Origin of the sequence: Lysobacter sp. 22409 (assembly GCF_052045105.1) — a bacterium.
Lineage (GTDB): Bacteria > Pseudomonadota > Gammaproteobacteria > Xanthomonadales > Xanthomonadaceae > Lysobacter > Lysobacter antibioticus_B.
Window position 1 is genome coordinate 30,669 of the sequence record NZ_JBQEOE010000042.1, and the last position, 20,679, is coordinate 51,347.

Annotated in this window: 26 protein-coding genes; 13 read left to right on the top strand and 13 right to left on the bottom strand. The window is 65.5% G+C overall.

Annotated features, from left to right (window positions below; genetic code table 11):
- The first annotated feature begins 657 nt into the window (after positions 1 to 657).
- The 3 genes from ACTJJK_RS18760 to ACTJJK_RS18770 all read left to right on the top strand — a co-directional run bounded on the left by ACTJJK_RS18760 (position 658) and on the right by ACTJJK_RS18770 (position 2,224).
- Entirely contained in the window at positions 658 to 1,026 is a 369-nt protein-coding gene (locus ACTJJK_RS18760) for a hypothetical protein (protein WP_440730942.1), read from the top strand.
- Between the two features lie 310 nt (positions 1,027 to 1,336).
- On the top strand, positions 1,337 to 1,678 hold the full coding sequence (locus tag ACTJJK_RS18765) for a hypothetical protein (protein ID WP_440730943.1): 342 nt from the start codon (positions 1,337 to 1,339) through the stop codon (positions 1,676 to 1,678).
- 63 nt (positions 1,679 to 1,741) lie between these two features.
- Positions 1,742 to 2,224 (top strand): hypothetical protein, encoded by a 483-nt coding sequence (locus ACTJJK_RS18770; RefSeq protein ID WP_440730944.1) that lies wholly within the window; start codon positions 1,742 to 1,744, stop codon positions 2,222 to 2,224.
- A 205-nt stretch (positions 2,225 to 2,429) separates the two neighbouring features.
- Here ACTJJK_RS18770 and ACTJJK_RS18775 read toward each other — a convergent pair whose 3' ends face one another.
- The 3 genes from ACTJJK_RS18775 to ACTJJK_RS18785 all read right to left on the bottom strand — a co-directional run bounded on the left by ACTJJK_RS18775 (position 2,430) and on the right by ACTJJK_RS18785 (position 4,514).
- Entirely contained in the window at positions 2,430 to 3,110 is a 681-nt protein-coding gene (locus ACTJJK_RS18775) for a TonB family protein (protein WP_081930540.1), read from the bottom strand.
- A gap of 110 nt (positions 3,111 to 3,220) precedes the next feature.
- Positions 3,221 to 3,682 carry a hypothetical protein gene (locus tag ACTJJK_RS18780; RefSeq protein WP_152566052.1) on the bottom strand — a complete coding sequence of 154 codons (462 nt, stop codon included), beginning with the start codon at positions 3,680 to 3,682 and terminating at the stop codon, positions 3,221 to 3,223.
- Between the two features lie 178 nt (positions 3,683 to 3,860).
- A complete protein-coding gene (locus ACTJJK_RS18785; protein WP_440730945.1) occupies positions 3,861 to 4,514 on the bottom strand; it encodes an energy transducer TonB in 654 nt (217 codons plus the stop codon).
- 385 nt (positions 4,515 to 4,899) lie between these two features.
- Between ACTJJK_RS18785 and ACTJJK_RS18790 the strand changes: the two genes are divergently transcribed.
- The 3 genes from ACTJJK_RS18790 (at position 4,900) to ACTJJK_RS18800 (ending at position 7,427) form a co-directional block, all read left to right on the top strand.
- A complete protein-coding gene (locus ACTJJK_RS18790) occupies positions 4,900 to 5,901 on the top strand; it encodes a M23 family metallopeptidase (protein WP_031370256.1) in 1,002 nt (333 codons plus the stop codon).
- Positions 5,902 to 6,027: 126 nt separating this feature from the next.
- On the top strand, positions 6,028 to 6,396 hold the full coding sequence (locus ACTJJK_RS18795) for a hypothetical protein (protein WP_031370257.1): 369 nt from the start codon (positions 6,028 to 6,030) through the stop codon (positions 6,394 to 6,396).
- 755 nt (positions 6,397 to 7,151) lie between these two features.
- Positions 7,152 to 7,427 (top strand): hypothetical protein, encoded by a 276-nt coding sequence (locus ACTJJK_RS18800; protein WP_031370258.1) that lies wholly within the window; start codon positions 7,152 to 7,154, stop codon positions 7,425 to 7,427.
- Between the two features lie 76 nt (positions 7,428 to 7,503).
- Here the strand turns inward: ACTJJK_RS18800 and ACTJJK_RS18805 are convergent, their stop codons facing one another.
- From ACTJJK_RS18805 to ACTJJK_RS18825, 5 genes are read right to left on the bottom strand one after another with little or no spacing between them, the layout of a single operon-like run.
- A complete protein-coding gene (locus ACTJJK_RS18805) occupies positions 7,504 to 8,823 on the bottom strand; it encodes a sensor histidine kinase (RefSeq protein WP_031370259.1) in 1,320 nt (439 codons plus the stop codon).
- Positions 8,820 to 9,560: a response regulator gene (locus ACTJJK_RS18810; protein WP_031370260.1), complete on the bottom strand. Its 741-nt coding sequence runs from the start codon at positions 9,558 to 9,560 to the stop codon at positions 8,820 to 8,822. The genes ACTJJK_RS18805 and ACTJJK_RS18810 overlap by 4 nt, the downstream gene beginning before the upstream one ends.
- An 18-nt stretch (positions 9,561 to 9,578) precedes the next feature.
- On the bottom strand, positions 9,579 to 10,178 hold the full coding sequence (locus tag ACTJJK_RS18815) for a thioredoxin family protein (protein ID WP_051884309.1): 600 nt from the start codon (positions 10,176 to 10,178) through the stop codon (positions 9,579 to 9,581).
- 2 nt (positions 10,179 to 10,180) lie between these two features.
- Positions 10,181 to 10,873 (bottom strand): cytochrome c biogenesis CcdA family protein, encoded by a 693-nt coding sequence (locus ACTJJK_RS18820; protein WP_031370262.1) that lies wholly within the window; start codon positions 10,871 to 10,873, stop codon positions 10,181 to 10,183.
- Position 10,874: 1 nt separating this feature from the next.
- The gene (locus ACTJJK_RS18825) at positions 10,875 to 11,669 is read right to left on the bottom strand and encodes an alpha/beta fold hydrolase (protein WP_031370263.1); all 795 of its coding nucleotides are present in this window, start codon (positions 11,667 to 11,669) and stop codon (positions 10,875 to 10,877) included.
- 347 nt (positions 11,670 to 12,016) lie between these two features.
- On the opposite strand from ACTJJK_RS18825, the gene ACTJJK_RS18830 reads away from it, so the two are divergent.
- From ACTJJK_RS18830 to ACTJJK_RS18850, 5 genes are all read left to right on the top strand, one after another.
- Positions 12,017 to 12,679, top strand: coding sequence for an HvfX family Cu-binding RiPP maturation protein (locus tag ACTJJK_RS18830; protein ID WP_031370264.1), 663 nt, complete (start codon positions 12,017 to 12,019; stop codon positions 12,677 to 12,679).
- A 94-nt stretch (positions 12,680 to 12,773) separates the two neighbouring features.
- Positions 12,774 to 13,226, top strand: a complete 453-nt coding sequence (locus ACTJJK_RS18835) for an HvfA family oxazolone/thioamide-modified RiPP metallophore (RefSeq protein ID WP_408951654.1) — start codon at positions 12,774 to 12,776, stop codon at positions 13,224 to 13,226.
- A gap of 56 nt (positions 13,227 to 13,282) precedes the next feature.
- A complete protein-coding gene (locus ACTJJK_RS18840) occupies positions 13,283 to 14,140 on the top strand; it encodes an HvfB family MNIO-type RiPP peptide maturase (protein ID WP_440730946.1) in 858 nt (285 codons plus the stop codon).
- Positions 14,133 to 14,936: an HvfC family RiPP maturation protein gene (locus ACTJJK_RS18845; protein ID WP_440730947.1), complete on the top strand. Its 804-nt coding sequence runs from the start codon at positions 14,133 to 14,135 to the stop codon at positions 14,934 to 14,936. Before ACTJJK_RS18840 ends, ACTJJK_RS18845 begins: the two co-directional genes overlap by 8 nt.
- Entirely contained in the window at positions 14,933 to 15,586 is a 654-nt protein-coding gene (locus ACTJJK_RS18850; protein ID WP_440730948.1) for a ferric reductase-like transmembrane domain-containing protein, read from the top strand. Before ACTJJK_RS18845 ends, ACTJJK_RS18850 begins: the two co-directional genes overlap by 4 nt.
- Positions 15,587 to 15,658: 72 nt before the next feature.
- Here the strand turns inward: ACTJJK_RS18850 and ACTJJK_RS18855 are convergent, their stop codons facing one another.
- Positions 15,659 to 16,096: a helix-turn-helix domain-containing protein gene (locus ACTJJK_RS18855; protein WP_440730949.1), complete on the bottom strand. Its 438-nt coding sequence runs from the start codon at positions 16,094 to 16,096 to the stop codon at positions 15,659 to 15,661.
- A gap of 72 nt (positions 16,097 to 16,168) precedes the next feature.
- On the opposite strand from ACTJJK_RS18855, the gene ACTJJK_RS18860 reads away from it, so the two are divergent.
- Both ACTJJK_RS18860 and ACTJJK_RS18865 read left to right on the top strand, forming a co-directional pair.
- Positions 16,169 to 17,047, top strand: a complete 879-nt coding sequence (locus ACTJJK_RS18860) for a class I SAM-dependent methyltransferase (protein WP_223619082.1) — start codon at positions 16,169 to 16,171, stop codon at positions 17,045 to 17,047.
- Entirely contained in the window at positions 17,040 to 17,558 is a 519-nt protein-coding gene (locus ACTJJK_RS18865) for a DUF2938 domain-containing protein (protein ID WP_440730950.1), read from the top strand. Before ACTJJK_RS18860 ends, ACTJJK_RS18865 begins: the two co-directional genes overlap by 8 nt.
- Positions 17,559 to 17,609: 51 nt before the next feature.
- On the opposite strand, the gene ACTJJK_RS18870 is transcribed toward ACTJJK_RS18865, so the two are convergent.
- The 4 genes from ACTJJK_RS18870 to ACTJJK_RS18885 form a co-directional block, all read right to left on the bottom strand.
- Entirely contained in the window at positions 17,610 to 18,083 is a 474-nt protein-coding gene (locus tag ACTJJK_RS18870; RefSeq protein WP_440730951.1) for a hypothetical protein, read from the bottom strand.
- Positions 18,084 to 18,099: 16 nt separating this feature from the next.
- Positions 18,100 to 18,990, bottom strand: coding sequence for a hypothetical protein (locus ACTJJK_RS18875; RefSeq protein ID WP_440730952.1), 891 nt, complete (start codon positions 18,988 to 18,990; stop codon positions 18,100 to 18,102).
- 185 nt (positions 18,991 to 19,175) lie between these two features.
- A complete protein-coding gene (locus tag ACTJJK_RS18880) occupies positions 19,176 to 19,598 on the bottom strand; it encodes a GNAT family N-acetyltransferase (protein WP_235186177.1) in 423 nt (140 codons plus the stop codon).
- A gap of 158 nt (positions 19,599 to 19,756) precedes the next feature.
- Positions 19,757 to 20,679 (bottom strand): prealbumin-like fold domain-containing protein (locus ACTJJK_RS18885; protein ID WP_440730953.1); only part of this gene is annotated, 923 nt, incomplete at its 5' end.

Genomic DNA, 20,679 nt, shown 5'->3' on the forward strand with positions numbered 1-20,679 from the left:
TGCTTATGACTCCGAAGGAATGCGTCTCAGGCTAATTTCGAGTTCAGATAATTCTGAAACCAGACTGATAAAGCCGGCCCGCTCTGTTCTCCTTAATAGATCCGACCCAATCGAGTACGCGGCTGAAGATTTGCAGCAAGAGCTCGCTCAGTTCCTACAACGATTAGGGGCTAGTGCTCGCGACCAATCGCTGGAATCGCTAATAGCTGCTGTCGAGAAGAGCATCGGCTATACATACTAGATGAAGTTATCTATCTACTTACGTACAAGCCACTACCTGGCGGCTTGTGCGTTCAATCCGCTACGGAACAAGCAGGATTGGCCGCGACAAAGCCGTTATTGATGGTGCATAGCTAATTGCGGGTTATTGCTTAACTGCACAAGCCTGGATAGTCATGGTTCACCGAGAAGGTGCAGTCTCATCCTTGCCGTAACGCATGGGTAAGTGCAGAACAGCGCGTACGAGCTTCCGAACGGCGTCACCGCACGAGCCATGGACCCTTCGGGTCAAGCTCCACGAAGAACGTCATTTGACCACACGAATGACGGACCAGTTACACCTGAAGGTGCAGTGCCGCACCCTCCATGGGGAGCTACAACCGCAGAACGCCGGAATTACGTCTGGGAAAGAACACATGTGGAGCAACGAGATTAAGCATGAACTCGAATAGCATGGAAATACTAGCTCGGCAGCTCCCACTCGTGGCTAGGAGTGTGACCTACACGGATCCTTGTCTCCTGATTCACGGCCATGGATGGCATCTGACGCTGCTGACCGCGTGGCGAGTACTCGAGACAGGGAAGTTCCTGATGGGATCTGACGAGGTCGACGTTCCTTCACTTCAATCGGTTCTTGTCGGAAACATGATCGTTGAATGCCGCAGCCAGAGCTCCACTGCTGGCTTCGATCCGGCGCTGGTATTCGCCACGGGACACGTACTGGAAGTCTTCTCTGTGTCGGCTCTTGAGCCGTGGATCTTCAGCATTGATGGCGTCGGACCTTTTGCAGCTTCCCCGTCGGCCTAATAGGACAAGCTCACTCCCTGGCAGCGCATGAAGCTCAAGACCCGCATCGCGTTGTTCTTTTTTGGCTATTGATTGTTGGTATTGGTTGCTGGTCGTGATGCAGCTAATGCTTGCACGCAAGGGAGCAAAGTATTTGTGCAGCGTGGTTCTGCTTGACGACCTACGTCGACTTGTTCAGTTCCGATCGAGAAACTACTTTTAGCTTATTGGTGAAAGAGTGCAGGTAAACGAAGGCGCGGCCCCACTGAGGCGACCTCGTCGTGTGGCGACACCGTACTGGCATCTCTCCGATTATATGAGCAGTCTAGCAATGACCCCGCTTCCTCCGAGCACACGTTGGCCAAGTGGTGACTACATAGAACTGGCGATCCTGCAACTGGATGAGTCGCTTCTAACCACCTATTTCGGCGGCAAGTTGTTGGAAGGCGATGGGGTAGGTCTCGGGCCATGGAGATCCATCGGTGCCCAACTAAAGTCTGGATCCGTCATTGAGCTAATTTCCTTTCTTCATCAGCAGGCTGGACAATTCACTTTACGCCTTGATTCCGCGAGTAAACGGGAAGAGGTTATTGATGAAGTCATTGACTCTCTTGGCTTGGACCGTAGCGCTGTTCTTTGGGTGGCGCAGAGCGGAGGCGGCGGGCGTAACTAATTCGTTCGATGGATGGCACTATCGGAGGATTTTTTGAGGTACTCAGGAGAAGGCAGGGCCACAATGGGCCAATTGATAGAGCTAGTGTTCGAAGCGGTTCCGGTGGGCGCGCTAGAACCGTTTGTAATGGAGCTCTTTTCCACAGAGCCGCCTTTTGATCTTTCGGCAAGCGAATTTGAGATGGAGGCCGGTGCTCACCTGGGTGATTATATTTCCGTCTTCAGTTCAGCACAGCCGCCCTCTCCTGGGATGTTGAGCTTAAGAGCAAATAGACTTTTGATTGGCGAGGCTTCAATTTCCCAGCCCTTAGTCCAGTTGATCTGTGCGGAAGGGGTTACCGATGCTCTGATCATCTTCGAGTGGAAGGACACGACTTCTGCATCGGGGCAGACGGCGACATCACTGAGACATGGAGCGGAACGGTTGGCGCTCAAGTACGGAGTTCGCTCTTTTGCGTGCGGGTACGAGCCGGTTTCTGACGGCGCTACTCTCATCTTTAGCGGCAGGATGGAAGGGCCGCTTTGGGATGCATACGCATCGCGCTAACCTGGAGGTTGCGTAGGGCGGGCTTGATTCCGCCCTACGCCAACTGAAGCTCCACGATTTGGCAGCACCCGCTCGCGAACTTTATAAGTCAGCGCATTGACCGCGGTGGAGACAGGCCGATCTCCGAATGTCGATTCGTTTACCGCTGGTGCGATCCAGATCGAGCCCCTGCTCACACCGAACTCACTGCCCCCAAGACGCTGCGTCAGCGAGCGGGCTCGCCTTTGCCGTAACGCATCGGCAAACGCAGAATCGTGCGCACGGGCTTGCCGTCGAGCAGCGCCGGCTCATATTTCCAATTCTCCGCGGCGTTCACGGCTGCGTAATCGATATCCGGGTCGCCACTGGTTGTTTCGACCCTGACCGCATGCTTCCAGCCGTCTTCTTCGAGCAGCACGAGCAACACGACCTCGCCGCTCAGCCCGTTCTCGTCGACGATGGCAGGCCATCGCGGCGGTGAGCGCTCTACTGAGGACAGCTCGGGACGCGCCGGGGTGTCGGGTACCTGCTTGCTCCAGCAACTTTCGTGCGCTTCGAAATCCACCGGAATCCGTATCTTGTCCGCCACTTTCCGGCCCTGCTCGTCGCTCGCGGGACTGTAGTTCCACCGGCGCGAGGCTTCCAGCGCGGCCCGGTCGAGATGGGCATTGCGACTGGACTTCTCGACGACGGCATCGATGAAACGACCATTGGCATCGACATCGATGATGATGACCGCCGTGCCCGAGGCGCAGGCGTGGATCGCCTGCTTGGGATAGACCGGGGGATGGCGGAACTTCGACATCCGATCCACGCGCGCATCGATGCTTGGGACGTCTTGCGCATACGCTCCGTTCGCGAAGAACACCAGTACACCGACCAGCGCGCCGCAACATACAGGCTTCATGAGTTCAATCCACAGACTGTTAAATAACAACTCACCCCCTCAAGCTGCAGCGATCGGCAGCGGCCAGACGCCGTCTTGAAGGGACGGTCGATCGGCAGGTTCCGAGCGGATCACTCGGGATAAGGACCGATGAATCCATCCACATTTCGTAAGCGAATCTTCGTTACGGCACTAAGGTCAAAATCAGATAGCGGCACATTTTGGATTATTTTCCCCGCCGCAGCCTCTGCGAAGGTCGTCGGCCGCAAGGGAGTCGCGACGAGTTCGTAGCAGCCGCTTTCCTCTTTTGTCGCTCGGTGTACATCGCGCCAATCAAATACAAAGAACCCGCGCTCTGCCATCGCGATGAAGTCATCTGGCCTGGGAATTTCGACGTGAAGCTTCACGCCAGAGACCTTCGGAAGGTCGAGAATCGCTCTCTCGATATCGCATAGCATCTCGCCGCTCTTGCCGAGCAGGCTCTTCGGAATCTGACCGCCCCCGGCAGTGACGAAAGCCGCCAGGCGACCCTTTTCATCACGCCCGATCCACACGAAATCAAAGCCTGCTGGATAAATCTGATTTTCTTCCATCCTGTTCAGCACCGTTGAATTTGGCGGTTTCTTTCCGAAAGGAATCGGGCATATCGAAGATTTCTCACTACGCTAAGACCTCACGGGCTTGGATAGAAAATAACTCGAAGCGCCCCATGACCGCCGACACGTGGATTCATACGTTCAGTTCAGGACGGATGGAGCGCTCAGAGAGGCTTTAGCGGGCTTCTTGCTGGCCGTACGGCAATGGCAGCTGCAGCAAGGACCGCACCGGCTTGCCCTTCAGCGTCGCCGGCTGGAACTCCCAATCGAGCGCTGCGAGCATGGCCGCCTGGTCGATGTCGTGGTCGCCACTGGATACGCCGACTTTCACGTTCTTCCTGGTGCCGTCCTTGTCGACCTGGATCAGCAGCACGACCAGGCCGCTCAGATGTTGCTCTGCGACGATCACCGGCCATTTCGGCGGATGCTCCTTCAATGAAGCGGCCCCGAGACGGGCTTCCACGTCGGGGTCGGCCGTCCAGCACCCTTCGTACTCGGCGAAGTCGACCGGTATGCGCACCTTGCCGGGTACGCGCTGGTCGTTTTCCGTCGCCGGGTTGTATTTCCAGCGCTTGCTCGCCTCGATGGCGGCCCGGTCGAAATAGGCGTAGCCGCTGGAACGTTCGACCACGGCCTGGCTGCGCTGACCGTCCTTGTCGATATCGATCAGCAAGACCGCCGTGCCGGCGACGCAGGCCTCGATGGCTTCGCGCGGATACACGGGCGGGTTCAACCGGTACGAGGATATGTCGATGGTGGCGCCGATGTCGGTGGCTCCCTGAGCCCGCGCATCGGCAGTGGCGAAAGCCAGAAGCACGCCGACCACCATCCACTTGCCTGTCTGTCTCATCAGTCCGTTCCTTGGGTTCGCGTCCTGCGCGGACGTCCGGCGTTCACTTTGCTCACGAAGACTAACATGCCGATAACAAACCGCCGCTTTCGGCCGGTATGACGACGCTGCTGCGGCGCATCCGCACGGCATCGAAGCGATAGAGGGAATCGCTGGAAGCGCGGCCGCCGCCTGCCGCGTTCTGCGTTTTCCTGTTTGCGCATCGATCGCCTACTCGCGTCGAGTTCCACGACGAACGTTCGACCGATTCTTCTGGCTGGCATGCGTGTCGAATTTGAGACAGGCGGCGCTGTCGCAGTTCCGCGATCGCGCTAAATCGCGATCTAGAGCATCAGAGAAACTGATGCGATACAGGAGCTGCGATATGAAGCGCTATCTCTTGCTCATCCTGCTGTCCGCACTGCTTCATGCAACGACTGCGCATGCACTGGATGCGCGCAAAGCCGGCGCCGATCTGACTGCCGCGTTCTATGCGAAACGAATCGATACCGTATGGGATAGCTTCGGCGCCAGAATGCAAGGCGCACTCAAGACCCGCGACGGTCTCGCGAGCTTTCGCGATCAGATCGACACTCATCTGGGCGTCGAGCAGACCGTCCTCGAAGAGTCCGTTAGCGAAGACCCCCTCGCGAGCGTGTACAGGCGCCGGGTCCGGTTCGAGAAGTCTCCCGATATCTACCTGGTGATCTGGTCGTTCGCGAAGGATGGCGAGGTCGCCGATTTTTCCGTCGTCCAGGAGCCGAAAACGCCGAAACAGGCCGCTCCGAGCAAGCACCTCGATTATCGGACCAAGACCGCGCTGCAATTGCCGTTCGAGGAAGAGTTCATGGTGTTCTGGGGCGGCCGCACGCTCGAGCAGAACTACCATGCCGAATTCGTCGGCCAGCGTTTCGCCGCCGACCTGGCCATCGTTCGCGGCAGCGCCACTCATGCCGGCGATGGACTTCGCAATGAAGATTACTATTGCTTCGGCAAGCCGATCCTGGCGCCGGCCGCAGGCGAAGTCGTCGAAGTGGTGGACTACGTCGCCGATAATCCGCCCGGCAAGTTGAATGCCAGGGACCTGACCGGTAACCGTGTGATCATCGATCACGGCAACGGCGAGTTTTCGATGCTCGCCCACCTTCGCAAGGGCTCGCTGCGTGTGAAACGGGGCGACCGCGTGGATGCCGGCGACCGTCTGGGCGAATGCGGCAACAGCGGCCATTCCTCGGAAGCGCATCTGCATTATCAGTTGCAGGACGGCCCGAAGTTCAACGGCTCGACCGCGCTGCCCGCGCAGTTTACCCACTACCTCGCCGATGGCGCGCCGGTGACGCGAGGCGAGCCTACCAAGGGGCAACGCATTCGCCCATCGTCCCAGTAATGCCTGTTCCAATCACCGCACGACATACCCACCGAACGCGGATTGTCGCCTTGAAGCCGGACCATGGCCGGCATGGGGCGCCGTCCGCGTTGTGCTCATCAGTCCACGACCGAAGCAGGAACCTCCATGAACCACGAAACCAGGGATTGGGCAGGGCTGCAGAAGGAAGTCGGCTTCGAGTACAAACTCAGAAGGCTATCGGAAGAGGTTTTCCGCGTGGTCGAGTGGACTACGCTCGTCGCCGCCGTAGGCTATGTCGGAGCGAAATTCGGCAGCAGCCTGCTCACCTATGCGTCCTATGCGCTCGCGGTACTGCTCTCGATCTACATCGGCAATCGATCCGTCTACGTCGTGGCGGGACTGCAGAAGGCATCGAAGGTCAGCGGCACCGGATGGAGGTGGAGAGCACTGTTGGCCGCGCCCATTACCTTCGCCTCCATCTGGCTGATCGTCTCGATGATCGGCTATCTGGTCAGGGCGCAAGGCGCTGCGTAGCGAATCGCGGCGACACCGGACCGCCCCCGAGCAACGGCCGAACAAACTTCGGCGAGCCTGACCGATGCTTGCCCGCTGTCCGCCAGTGCGCAGCCCAAGACTTTGCGCCCCTCGAATTGAGCGATGCGATGCGCTCGTCTCGCACGATCATCGACCGCGGCAATGACGTGGCCCCGACGCTCGCCCACCTTCGCGAAGGTTCGCTGCGATTGAAGCGGGGCGACCGCGCGAACACCTTCGACCCTACGGGAAAAATCCGGACGACTTCGAGATCGCTCTTCCGGCCGAAACGGTGTCGTTCATCGCACTCCGGGTTTCGGTATTCGTGACTCGCGCTTGAAACCTGTGTGTCGAAATGCGCAGCGGTTTTCCATGCCTCGACGCTAGCATTCTTACAGCACGATCCCTCGATGTGATCTTCCACACCGTCCCGAGTCGAGGCAAGTACGCTCGGCCGTTGTGGCGATCGCGGTCGCCGGTGCGCGGTCCTCGCCCATCCCAGCCCGGCGCCAGGGCGGGCCGAAAGGAGACTGCCCTGTTCCGGCCGGCGCGACCAAGGCTCGATGTCGCTTCCGGCTCAGCGACACGATCGGCGCCTGCGATCCTCGACCGGATCGCGCTCGGCCCCCCTGCGCTGGGCGGAGGTTTCACAGCTGTGACATTTGGCGCAGCAACTTGCGTCTTCCGCGCCCCGGCAAGCTATTCTCCACGCCAGGAGCAACAAGAGGGGGCGCGACGGTCGAGTCGCCAGGACAGTGCAGTTTTACGACGTCATCGAAGAACAGCCTGGCGCCTGGTGCGTGCGCGCGGAAGCGTCCGATGCGCCGCCGGTGGCGTACTCGTCGCGCGCCGATGCGATCGCCGGCGCCTGCCATGCCGCCAAGACGCACTATCAGGAGCAGCAGACGACGACCGCCGTGCGCCTGATTCATCCGCCCGACGCACCGGAGATCATCGTGCGCTATCTGTCGCCGGCGGAGCTGGATGCGCTGTGCTGGTTCGGCGACGCCAGCGGCCCCAGCAGCGGCTGACCGCAGCCGCTGCGTCGCGACCGGCATTCAAGCTGACTGGTTCAGCTCCAGCGAAGGGCAGGCGCCGCGCCTTGCCTCAGGCGACGAGGGGCAACACCAGGCTCGCACGCAACCCGCCTTCGCGGCGATTGGTGAGCTGCAGCTGGCCGCCCAGGTGAGCCGCCAGCTGCTCGGCGATCGCCAATCCCAATCCGGTGCCGCCGGTGTCGCGATTGCGCGAGCTCTCCAGGCGATGGAAGGGCTGCAGCACGGCCTGCATGTGCTCCTCGGGAATGCCGGGGCCGGCATCGTCCACGTCGATGGCGAACCGGTCCGGCGCGATGGCGCGAACGCCGACGTCGGCGCTGCCGCCGTACTTGATCGCGTTATCGATCAGGTTCTCGAGCACGCGGCGCAGCGCTTGCGGGCGCGTGGTCAGCGACAGATCGCTATGGCCGCTCAGGCGCACCGGCTTACCCGCGTCCTGGTAGTCGCAGACGACGCTGTCGAGCAAAGCCTGCAAATTGAGCTGGACCGGCGCAGTGGTAGCGCCGTGGGTGCTGCGTGCGTAGGCGATGCCCTCGCGCACCAGTTGCTCCAGCTGCGACAGATCCTCGCCGAGGCGCGCGCGTTCGGGGCTGGCGTCCATGCTTTCGACGCGCAGCTTCATGCGCGTGATCGGGGTCTGCAGGTCGTGCGAGATCGCCGCGAGTATCTGCAGGCGCTCGGCCAGGTAGTGGCCGATACGCGCCTGCAAGGCGTTGAAGGCGATCGCGGCCTTGGCCACTTCCACCGGCCCCGACTCGCTCAGCGGCGCCGAGGGATGGGCGGGGTCGAGCCGCTCGGCGGCATCGGCCAGCCGCACCAACGGGCGGGTCGCCAAGCGCACGGCCAGCCACGCGCACAGCAGCAGCAAGGCGAGTTGCGCCACCAGCACCCACGGCAGCCAGCGCGCGATCGGCATCACCGACGGCGTCACTTCCAGGGTCAGCGGCTGTCCATCGGCCAACTTCAACTGCACCTGGAAACGCTCCGGCGATTGCGAGACCGCCGTGGCCACGAGCCGATAGCGGTGCTGCAGGCTGCGGTCTATCAACGCGGCGACCTGGCGCGCGCGTTCGCTGGACAGCGGTGCGCCGGCCTGCGCCGGTTGCAGCAGGTAGCGATAGGTGCGGCGCTCCAGGCGCGGCGCCCACTGACGGCGCTCGGCCGGCGACATCCGGTCGAGCAAGGCCACGCTGATGGCGACGTCCTGCTCCATGTTCCCCAGCATCATCGAGCGCGCCGAAACGTAGCGTTCGTAGAACAGCAACGCGAACGACAGCGCGTGCGCCAGCAGCAGGCCGGCGAACAGGATCAGGGTGAGGCGCGCGGCGATGGTACGGGGGAACCAGCGCCAGCGCGGCGCCGCGTTCATGGCGTTTCGTCCAGCAGGGTGACGGCCTGGCAGAACACGTAGCCTTCGCTGCGCACGGTCTTGATGTAGGCCTGTTCGCGCGGATCGTCCTGCAGGCGCTGGCGCAGGCGGCTGACCAGCAGGTCGATGGAACGATCGAACAGATTGGCGTCGCGGCCCTGGGTCAGGTTCAGCAACTGGTCGCGGCTGAGCACGCGCTGGGAATGGTCGAGGAACACGCGCAGCAGGCGGAATTCGGCGCCGCTGAGCGGATAGGCCGTGCCCGCGGCATCGAGCAGATGGCGCGCGGTCGTGTCCAGGCGCCACCGGCCGAAGCCGATCAGGCGCCCCGCCTCGCTGACCTGCAGGTTCGGCGGCAGCATGCGGGTGCGGCGGATGACCGCGCTGATGCGGGCCAGCAGTTCCCGCGAGGAGAACGGCTTGACGACGTAGTCGTCGGCGCCCATCTCCAGACCGACGATGCGGTCGGTCTCGTCGTCGCGCGCGGTCAGCATCACCACCGGTACGGCGCGGTGATGGCCGGCGCGCAGGCCGCGGCACAACGACAGGCCGTCTTCGCCGGGCATCATCACGTCGAGCACGATCAGGTCGACGTCGCTGGTCTCCAGCGCCGCGCGCATTTCGCGGCCGTCGGCGGCGGTGGTCGTACGCAGGCCGTTCTTCTGCAGATAGTCGGCGACCATCTGGCGGATCTCGCGGTCGTCGTCGACGATCAGGATGTGGTCTACATGGGTCATGGCGTGGTTCCGGAGGGCTTATCGCACTGCGCCAGCGATGGTAACGCGCGGCGCCGGCGCGGCGGACGGGCGTGCCAGCTGTTCGCGGATCGCCGCTTCGGTGACAGCGTAGTCGCCTTCGCCGAAATGGCGGTAGACGATCCTGCCCTGGCGGTCGATCAGGTACAGCGCCGGCCAATACCGGTTGCCGTAGGCGTTCCAGATACGGAAACCGTTGTCCTGCACGACCGGATAACCGATGCCCAGGCGCTTTACCGCTGCGCGGACATTGGCGCCGACCCGCTCGTAGCCGTATTCGGGCGTGTGCACGCCGATCACCACCAGGCCCTGCGCGGCGTAGCGCTCGTGCCATCGCGAAACATGCGGCAGCACGCGGATGCAGTTGATGCACGAATAGGTCCAGAACTCGACCAGCACCACCTGGCCGCGCAGCTTCGGCAACGACAACGGTTCGCTGTTGATCCAGGGGCCGCCGCCGGCGAGGTCGGGCGCGACGGTCGAGGCGATGGCGCCCTTGCCGTGCGCGCCTGCCTCCGGCCAGGCCAGCGCGGGCGCGATGGCGAGGGCGGCGACGATGACGACGGCGGCCGTGAGCAGTGCGGTGATGGTTTTCGACATGGTCATAGTCCGGTGGAGATCGAAGGAAGCCATGGCAGCAGCCAGGCGATGAGCGCGGTATCCAGTTGCGCGAGTTGCAGCAGGGCCATGGCCACCGCCACCACGCCGAATGCGCGGCGCAGCCAAGCGCTATGCCGTTGCAGCGAGGCCATGCGCGCGGCGACCCAACGGCCGCCGTAAACGAAGGCCAACAACGGCACCGCCGCGCCGAGCGCGTACATGCCCAGCAGCGCACTGGCCCGCGCCGGGTCCTGCGCCCCAGCGGCGAGCGCCAACACCGAGGCCAGGACCGGACCGGCGCAGGGCGTCCAGGCGATGCCGAGCGAGACCCCGACCAGGAGCGCACCGCCCGGCCCGGCGGCGCGCGGCTGCCAGGCCAGCAGCCGCGATCCGGCCAGCCAGCGTTGTTGCACCCGTTCGAACACGCCCGGCCACACGCAGGACAGCCCCGCGAGCAGCAACACCGCTATCGCGGCGAGGCGCACGGCGGCTTCGAAGCGCCCCGACGACGACGCCAGCAGACCGAGCGCGATGCCGCCGGCAGCGAACGCGCCGATGAAGCCGGCGCCGATCAACAGCGGCTCGCGGCGATCGCCGCCGGCACCGCGCGCCAGCACGATCGGCAGCACCGGCAGCACGCAGGGCGAGAGAAGGGTGGCCATGCCGGCAAGCGCGGCCAGGGCGAGGGCGATCACCTCAGCCTCCGCTATCGGCGGTGGCGGCAGCGGCCTGGATGCCGGCGGCCTCGAGAATGGCGTTGGTCACTGCGTCCGGTTGCGACAACAGCGACACATGGCTGGCCGACAGCGAATGCACTTGCGCACCGATACGGCGGGCGGTCGCGGCCTGCAACTGCGGCGACAACATGCGGTCGTGTCGCGACAGCACGTACCAGCTCGGCTTGCCGCGCCATGCGGCTCGAGTCACCGGCTCGGCCAAAGCGCTCGCCTTCAGCGGACCCTGGGTGCGGTAGATCAGGCGCGCGGCGGCGGGCTTGAGGTCCTGGGCGAAATCCTCGCGCACCGCCGCTTCGGGCAAGGACAGGAAACCCTCGCGCTCGAGCAGACGGCTCAAGCCCGGAGCGACCGGATAACCCTGCCCTTGTTGGGCGGAGTTCTCGCCGGCATCGGGCGCGAACGCGGCGAGATAGACCAAGGCCGACACCTTGGGGTCGTTGCCGGCCTCGGTGATGACGGTGCCGCCCCAGGAGTGGCCGACCAATACCACCTTGCCGGGCGCGGCGCGGATGGCGCGACGGGTGGCGGCGACGTCGTCTTCCAATGAGGTCAGGGGGTTCTGCACCGCCACCACGGGCACGCCCCAGGACGCCAGACGGGGAATGACCTGGCTCCAGCTGGAGCCGTCGGCGAAGGCGCCGTGGACCAGTACGACGGTGGGCGCGTGCGGATCGATCGGGCGGACGTGCTCGGCGGCCGCGGACGAGCCGGCGGTCGCGGCCAACAGGGAAGCGAACAACAGCGTGCGGATCATGGGGACACTCCTGGGCTGGGGAGTGGCCATTGCGCGCCGCGGCTGTATCGCCTGTGTTTCCGCGTGCATCGCTTCTTGTATCGCAAGGCTTCGCCGGCGGCGCCGGATACGTTCGCTTACAAACCGATGCCGCCGCGCCGGTGGACAACCCCCGGTGCCGGGCGCAGGCAGGGCCTTCGTGGCGGTCGCCGAGCGCCGCACTGCCGCCGATTCGTATCGCAATGTATCCGCGGCCGCGCGCGGCCACATTGGTACACAAATCCGCGCTTCGCCCGACACCCTGCGGATACGTCGCGATCGCGTAATGGCTCCCGGTCTTTCGTCACTCGTCCAGCCAGGAGCCTCGCATGTTGCCGTCCTTCATCACCCGCCTCGGCCCGCGCCTCGACCGCGTCGGAGCATCGCTGTCGCCGCTCGGCCTGCGCATCCTGCTGGCCTGGGAGTTCTATGAGGCCGGCATCGAAAAATTGCACGGCCAGAACTGGTTCGCCGACATCGCACAGCGCTTTCCGTTTCCGTTCTCGCGCCTGAGCCCCGATCTCAACTGGACCATGGCGACCTGGCTCGAACTGGGCTGCAGCCTCGCCCTGTTGCTCGGCCTGGGCACCCGCGCGGTCGCGTACGTCTTGTGGGTGCTGACCGTGGTGGCCATTGCCGCGGTGCACTGGCCCGAGCACTGGAGCGGCCTGGCCGAGCTGTGGCGCGGCTATGCGATCAGCGACCAGGGCTACGGCAACTTCAAGCTGCCCCTGATCTATCTGGCGATGCTGTTGCCGCTGATGCTCGGCGGCGGCGGCACGCTGAGCCTGGACCGGCTGTTCCGGCACGCGGCACCCGACCTCGCGCGCGGCGGCTCGCTCGGCTGGGGCGTGGTCGCCTTCGCCCTGTGCCTGCCGTTGATCGCGCTGCTGCCCTTGCCCGCGACGATCGGCGCGCTGATCGGGCTGGCCTCGATCGCCTTGCACCTGGCGAAGTCGCGACGGCCGGCCCCGGCGCTGTCCGCCGCCTGATCCGTTCCGGCTCGGCAATCCCTTCCCTGCTTCCCTGCCGCAGCCGCGGCAGCCATCCCGCACGCCTGGCGTGCATCCAATCGGAGTACCACCCATGTCCACCTCCCACTCCCGCAACTCCCTCGTCGGCGCATTGAGCATCGTCCTGGCCGGCGGCGCCTTGTTCGGCGCTCAAGCGATGGCCGCGCAACCGCAGGCCCTGGCCGGCTTCGCCGGCGTCGCCGCCGCCGAAGGCAAGTGCGGCGAAGGCAAATGCGGCGCCGGCAAAACCGGCACGTCCGCAAAGAAGGCCACGGCCGAAGGTGCCTGCGGCGAAGGCAAGTGCGGCGATGCTTCGTTCGCCAAGACCGACAGCAACCACGACGGCAAGGTGTCGCGCGCCGAGTTCCTCGCCGTCGCGGCCGGTCGCGCGGCCGACTTCGATCGCATCGACCGCGGCCGGGACGGCTACATCAGCGAGGCCGAGGCGCACGACTTCCTCAAGCGCACCTACCAGGCCAACGGCAAGCCGATGCCGAAGGGACTGTTCTCGCAGATCGCCGACTGAAACCCCGCGCCGCCATCGTCCTGCGGTGGCGGCGCTCATCCACGCGGAGCACCGCCATGAACCAGACATTGCCTGCGGCCTCGGCCGGCCTCGGCCTGCGGCGCAGCCTGATCGACGAGTTGCTCGGGCTGGCGCCGGGCCAGGTCGATTTCCTCGAGTGCGCGCCCGACAACTGGATCGGCGTCGGCGGCCATTTCGGCGAGGCCCTGGCCGACCTGTCGGCACGCTTTCCGATCGCCTGCCACGGCCTGTCGCTGTCGCTCGGCGGCACCGATCCGCTCGACGGCAAACTGCTCGCCGATACGCGCCGCTTTCTGGATCGCCACCACGTCGGTCTTTACAGCGAGCACCTGAGCTATTGCGCCGTCGGCGGTCACCTCTACGACCTGTTGCCGTTGCCGTTCACCGACGAGGCAGTACGGCATGTGTCGGCCCGCATCGCCCAGGTCCAGGACACGCTGGGCCGGCGCATCGCGGTGGAGAACATCTCCTACTACGCGGCGCCGCAGCCGGCCATGAGCGAAATCGACTTCATCAACGCGGTATTGGCGCAGGCCGACTGCGATCTGCTGCTCGACATCAACAACGTCTTCGTCAACGCCTGCAATCACGGCTACGACGCGCTGGATTTCATCGCGCGTATTCCGCGCGAGCGCGTGGCCTCCTACCACATCGCCGGGCACCTCGACCAGGACGACGGTTTCAAGGTCGACACCCACGGCGCACCGGTGAAGGCGCTGGTCTGGGCCCTGCTCGAGCAGGCGCATCGGCGCTTCGGGGTAAGACCGACCCTGCTCGAACGCGACTTCAATTTCCCGGTCTGGGACGAACTGCTCGGCGAGCTCGCGCAGATCCGCGCGCTGCAGGCCGAGGCCGTCCGCTCGACGCATCCGTCGGAGCCCGTCCGTGACTGAATCGCTGAGAACCCTGCAACTGGCGTGGGCGCGGCATCTGCGCGACCCGTCGCATCCGCCGCCGCAGGACGTAGCGCCGCAACGCATGGCGCTGTACCGGTCGTTGTGCGTGGGCGCGGTCGAGAACCTGCTGGCCGGCAGCTTCCCGCGGCTGCGCCGGGCGCTGCAGGCGCCGGGCTGGCAGGCCTTGGTGGCCCGCTTCTATGCACGGCATCGCTGCGAGACGCCACTGTTCCCCCAAGTCGGCGGCGAGCTCGTCGACTACCTGAGTCGGGCGGACGCCTCCGACCTGCCGGCCTGGGCCGCGGAACTCGCGCATTTCGAGTGGACCCAGCAGGCGCTGTTGCTGGCCGCAACGGCCGCGCCGCCGACAGGCTCCGTAGCGATGACCGGCGACAGCGTGCCGATGCTGTCGCCGCTGGTGCGCATCTGCGGCTATCGCTGGCCGGTCGATGCGGCCGAAGCCGGGCTGAGCGATCTCGAAGACCCACCCGAGGCGCCGACCTTGCTCATCGTCCAGCGCGGCGCCGATCACGAACTGCGGACCCTGCGCTTAACCGCCTTCGGCTATCGCTTGTTGCTCGCCGTGTCGGCGCAGCCGCTGAGCAGCCGCGATCACTTGCGGGCGTTGGCCGAGGAAGCGGGCGAACCGGCCGATGGCCTCATCGAGCATGGCCTCGATGTGCTTGCGCAGTTACAAGCCCTCGGCATCGTCGACGCCCAACTTCAAACGACCGGCGCCGCCGCCGGAGAGTCCCGCCTCCACCCGAACCCGAGCTTTGGAGCATTCGCATGATCGCCACCTTCGTCCTGCAACGCCTCACCGGTTGGCGGCTGTTCCTGCTGCTGGCCATCGTCCTGTGCGCGATCGCGGCAGCCGCTTTCCTGATGGGCCCCGACGCGGTCGAAGGCAGCCGCCGCGCCATCCGGGCGACCGCGCGCACCTCGTTCGTGCTGTTCCTGGCAGCCTTCACCGCGTCTTCGTTCGCAACCCTGTTGCCCGGCGACTTCACTCGCGCACTGTTGAAGGAGCGGCGCGTCGTCGGGCTGTCGTTCGCGTTCTCGCATTTGCTGCATGCCTTCGCGATCTACGCTTTCGGACAGCTCAACCCGGAGTTCTGGCCGAGCCGTTCGGCACTGACCAACGTGCCCGGCAGCCTCGGCTACGCCTTCATCGCCTTGCTCGCGATCACCTCGTACCGGCCCCTGGCGCGGCGCCTGGGACCGACCGCCTGGCACCGGCTGCACGTCGTCGGCATGTGGATCATCGCCACGATCTTCGCTTACTCGTACTTCAAGCGGGTGCCGGTCAACTTCTGGTACGCGGTGCCGTCGGCGCTGCTGTTCACGGCGGTGGTGATCCGTTTGATCGCCAAGCGTGCGCAGGCCATCAAACGCGGCGCGCGCACCGCGCCGTCGTCACGGCCGCTGCGGGCGTCGGCATGAGCAAGGGAAACCGCGGCATCCGATTACGGTGAGATGCCTTCCTCGGACTGGGCGTTCTGATCGCGCGTTCGATCAGTCGCGCGATCGCTGCGGAGGCTTGCGCATGCGCGTACCAAGGGCGCCGGTGGCGGCGGCCTGGACGATGCGACGGAAGGTCGGGCATTCCATGTGGCTCGGCGCCTTGCAGGCCGCGGCGTGGCGCAGGCCGTCGCGCATGGCGCTGAGCTGGCGGATGGTCCGGTCGAGCTCGTCGGCCTTGGCGCGCAGTTGCTCGCGATCGATGCGCGGGGGGCCATCCGGCGCGAACATCGATGCGATCTCGTCGAGGCGGTAACCGGCGGCTCGCCCCAGCGCGATCAGCGCCAGCCGTTCGAGCACGCCGGCGGCGAACACGCGGCGCAGGCCGTGCCGTCCGATCGAGGCGATCAGGCCTTTTTCTTCGTAATAGCGCAGGGTCGAAGCGGGCACTCCGGAGCGCTGTGCCACCTCGGCGATGTCCAGTTCCTTCACCCTCTTGACCTCAAGTCGACTTGAATTGGCACAGTGCCGCTTCCGCCGCTGAATGGCAATCGGGACACGGACATGAACACCGCCTACGACGCCGGTAACGAGCAGGCGCAACTTTGGAACGGCCTGGCCGGTCGGGCCTGGGTCGACACCCAGGCCTTGCTCGACGGCATGTTCCAACCCATCCAGGAACGACTGGTCGAAGCGGTCGCCGGCTCGGCGCGCGAGGTGCTCGACATCGGCTGCGGCACCGGCGCGGTCACCCTCGCACTGGCGCGTCGGCTCGGCGCCGGCGGACGCTGCGTGGGCATCGATATTTCCGAACCGATGATCGCGTTGGCGCGGACGCGGGCCGATGCCGACGGCATATCCGCCGAGTTCCTGTGCGCCGATGCGCAAACCCATGCCTTCGCGCCGGCCCGCTTCGACGCGATCGTTTCGCGCTTCGGCGTGATGTTCTTCGCCGACCCGGTCGCCGCCTTCGCCAATCTTCGACACGCCGCGAAAGACAGCGCCGAGTTGCGCCTCATCGCCTGGCGCGGCGCCGCCGACAATCCGTTCATGACCACGGCCGAACGCGCCGCCGCCCCGCTGCTGCCGACACTGCCCGCGCGCAAGCCCGATGGCCCCGGCCAGTTCGCCTTCGCCGATGCGCAGCGCGTTCATCGCATCCTGGACGACAGCGGCTGGACCGACATCGGCCTGCAGCCCATCGATGTGACCTGCAGTTTCCCCGCGAGCGAGCTGGCCCGCTATCTGAGTCGGCTGGGGCCGCTCGGCCTGTTCCTGCAAGAAGCCGACGAGCGCACCCGCGCTGAAATCGTCGAAACGGTACGCGCCGCGTTCGATCCCTTCGTACACGGCGCCGAGGTCCGCTACACCGCCGCTTGCTGGATGATCGGTGCGCGCGCCTCGTCGTCTTCGCTGTCATCGAACGGCGCAGACCGTGCCTGAGCTCGTCGAAGCGCTGGTGCGTGCCGCTGCCATCGGAATCGGTGCGACCGCGCTGATGGACGTCTGGGGTCTCGTCCGGAGCCGGTGGTTGCGCATGGCGGCGCCCGATTACGGCCTGGTCGGCCGTTGGATCGCCTGCCTGCCACGCGGACGCTTCCGCCACGACCCGATCGGCGCGACGCCGCGCGTACGCGGCGAACGCGCGATCGGCTGGACCGCCCACTATCTGATCGGCATCGCCTTCGCGGCGGTGCTGCTCGCCGCATGGGGACTCGACTGGGCGGGCCAGCCGAGCCTCGCCCCGGCCTTGATCGTCGGCATCGGCAGCGTCGCCGCACCGTTCCTGCTGATGCAGCCGGGCATGGGCGCCGGCCTCGCCGCACGCCGCACGCCGCGCCCTGGCCACGCGCGTCTGCACAGTGTGCTCAACCACACCGTGTTCGGGATCGGGCTGTACCTGGCGGCGGTCGCGGCAAACGGGCTGGCGGTGTTCCAGGCGCGCATGGTCTGAGCCGGCCCGGTGGCTCGACGTGATCGTCGAGCCACCGATGAGCGGCGCCTATCAGGCCACCGTCTTCGGGTCCTTCTTCGCCTTCTTGGCTGCGGCCTTCGCGGCCGGCTTGTGTTCGTCGCTTTTCGCGAGCTTGGCCAGGGCCTTGGTCGCCTTGACCGTGCCGTTGGCGTCGCGCGCGACGATCGCCGCGGCCAGCACGACCACGCCGGAGAAGATTTCGATCGCCTTGCGGACCTGCTTGATCGTCGCGATCTTGGCGCGCGCCTCGGCGATGGCCTGGTCGAGCTCGGCCTGCGGCAATTGCGCATCGGTCAGCACGTAATCGATGGCCTTGCTGTACAGCACCATGGCCTGGCCGCGCAGGCGCAGCTCTTCGGGAACCTGGGCGATGAATTCTTCGATGCCGATGTCGCCGGCATCGAACCCGGCCTTGGCGCGTTTGCCGACGTCGTCGGCGCAGGCGACGAACTGGTCGGCCGCGGCTTGGACGCTTTCGGCGGTTTCGAGTATCTGCTTGGCCATGTCCTTCCCCTGTCGGTCAAAGTGCGTCCAGCTGGGCGCGCACGGTTTTCATGTCGGCGACGGCCTGCTTGAGCAGCGCCTGCAACTGCTTGGACTTCAGACGGTCGGCGTCCTTGAGCATGGCGGCGTGGCCGCTGCGCACCTGTGCCAGGCCTTGCGATGCGGCGGCCGCGGCCCGCAGCGCCTTGGCCTGTTGCTCGGCGATGCCGGCATAGGCATTGTTGGACATGGCGACAATGGCATCGCGGCGCGCCTCGTCGAGCAGCCCATCGCCGCTCTTGGGCTGTTTCCACACGGTCAGCCTGAGCATCTGGATGCTGTCCGCCGATGCCTTTTCCTGTTGCAGGACGCCTTCGTAGGACCGGGCCGCACGTTGCATGGCGCCGAGCAAACGGTCCATGTCGTCGCCGTAGGTCTTCAACATGGCCTTGACGTCGCGCGCCTGCTTGGCCGCGAGCGCCCAACTGCTGACCAGCTTGGCGATCTTGCCGTAGGCGGCCACGTCCTCGGCGCCGATGCCGAGCTCGGGCGCGGCGGTAATCGCGCCGGAGACTTTGTCGATATCGGCGTTGAGGTTGTAAGCGTCCTCGCCGGCGAGTTCGGCCAGCGCGCTCATATACCCGGTGGCGGTGTCGTGCAGCTTGAGCAGGCTGTCCTTCTGCTGCTCGCTGCTCTGCTTCAGCGCCTGCAGCTCTTTACGGGCCGGGTCGTAGAGCTTGCTTGCGGGCAGATTCGCCAGTTGCCGATCGGCGCTGCCGACATAGCGCTCGGTGACTTCGCGATAGCCGGTGAGCTGGCTGGAGGTCGCGGCGAAGCTGCGGACCGCGCCGAGGTTGGTGCACCCCATGCTCGTCGAGACGATGGCGAACAATGCAAACAACAACGCGAAGCGCTTGGCTCGATGCACGGCCTTTCCCCCTGGAGACGACCGCGGCACCGGTGCCGGCGGTCTCACCAGAGTTACGCGATGTCGACGCGTATCCGGCCACGTTCCGCGCTGCGCGCGCGCGTGCGATGGCGAAGCGCGGTTGCGCTTGCCCGACGCGTGATCGCGACGAGATGGGGCGAAGGTGACCGCTTCACTTCGTCGTGTTACAGATCGAGCGCCAGAAAACGCGCGCCCGCCACCGGGTTGTAGACATAAGGCGCGATCGGCCGGAAGCCGAGCGACTCGTACAGTTTCTGGGCCGGCGCCATGCTCGGCAAGGTGTCCAGGCAGATGCGCGAATAGCCGGCATCGCGCGCTTCTGCGCAGATACCCTCGGCCAACCGGCGCCCGAGTCGTTCGCCGCGCGCTTGCGGCCGCACGTACAGGCGCTTCATCTCGCCGGAGCCGGCCGACAGCGCGCGCAGCCCGATGCAGCCGAGGGCTTCCTCGCCGCGCCAGGCGATCAACAAGCGTCCGCCGGGCGGCGCGTACTTGCCCGGCAACGCGGCGACTTCGTTCTCGAACCCCTGGAAACCGAGGTCGATGCCGAGACTCTCGGCGTATTCGTGGAACAAGCTGCGCACCACAGGCAGATCCTGTGGCCATCGTGCGGCTCGGATGTCCGTCGTCATCGTGGTCGTCGGCGCCTGGTTGCCCTATCCAATGGGTGCTCGGGCCGGGTTTTCAACCCGGGTCGACTTGGCAATGCCGACCCGGTGCAGGCGCCGTGCTGCGTGTACGGCGCTCAGTCGACCGTGCACGGCAGGGTCACGGTCACGCTCGCTCCGCTCGTCAGCGTGCCCAGGGGGACGCCGGCCTCGAGCGCGGCCATCGTCACACCACCGGGGCAGGCGCTGCCGGTGCAAGTCGGCGTTCCGTTGCAGGTCAACCCACTGCGGCCGGCCGCCTGATCGCGCAGGATCGCACCGGTGACGGCGTCCGGGCCGTTGTTGGTGACCACGATCGAATAAGTCGTTGCGGCGCCGCGGGTCAGCGTGTCGGTGCCCTGATCGTCGGGACCGGAGCCCGGGGTGTTGGTCTTGCTGATGACTAGGTTGGCCAGCGGTGCGCGGGTATTGGAGAAGGTGCAGGTCAGCTCGTCGCCGGCCACCGCCGTGACGTTGAAACTGGCGCCGCTGCCGCTCGGGGTTTGCCCGCCGGCGAGCGCGTTGGTGCAGGCATAGGCGGTCGTGTAGTTGGCCAGGTTGGCGCCGGCCGCGCCGGCTTCGGTGAAGCTGTAGGTCGCGGCAACGGCGCCGTTCAACAGGGCCTCGCCGGTCGCGGTGTTGCCGGTGCCGGTGGTCGTCGCCGTGGCCGGGCCGCCGGTGCCGGCGATGCTCAGCGCGAATTGATCGGCGGCGACGAAACGGCCCAGCGGCAGCGCCTTGCGCAGGCGCAGAATCGGCTGCTTCTGGAACACCAGCGGGCCGCTGGCGGTGTCATTGGCGGTGTTGTAGTCGTTGTTGGTGGTATCGCCGTCGCCGTCCGGCACGCTGCGGCCGAGCGCGGCATTCGCGGTGTAGGTGCCGCTGAGCGTCGGCGAGTTGACCGTGACCGGAATGGTGAAGCTGACCGTGCCGCCGTTGGCGCCGGGCGATGCCGCGGCCGCGAGCGGGGTCGGGTTGAGCGCACAGGTGACGATGGTGTTGGCGCCATTGGCGGTGCAGT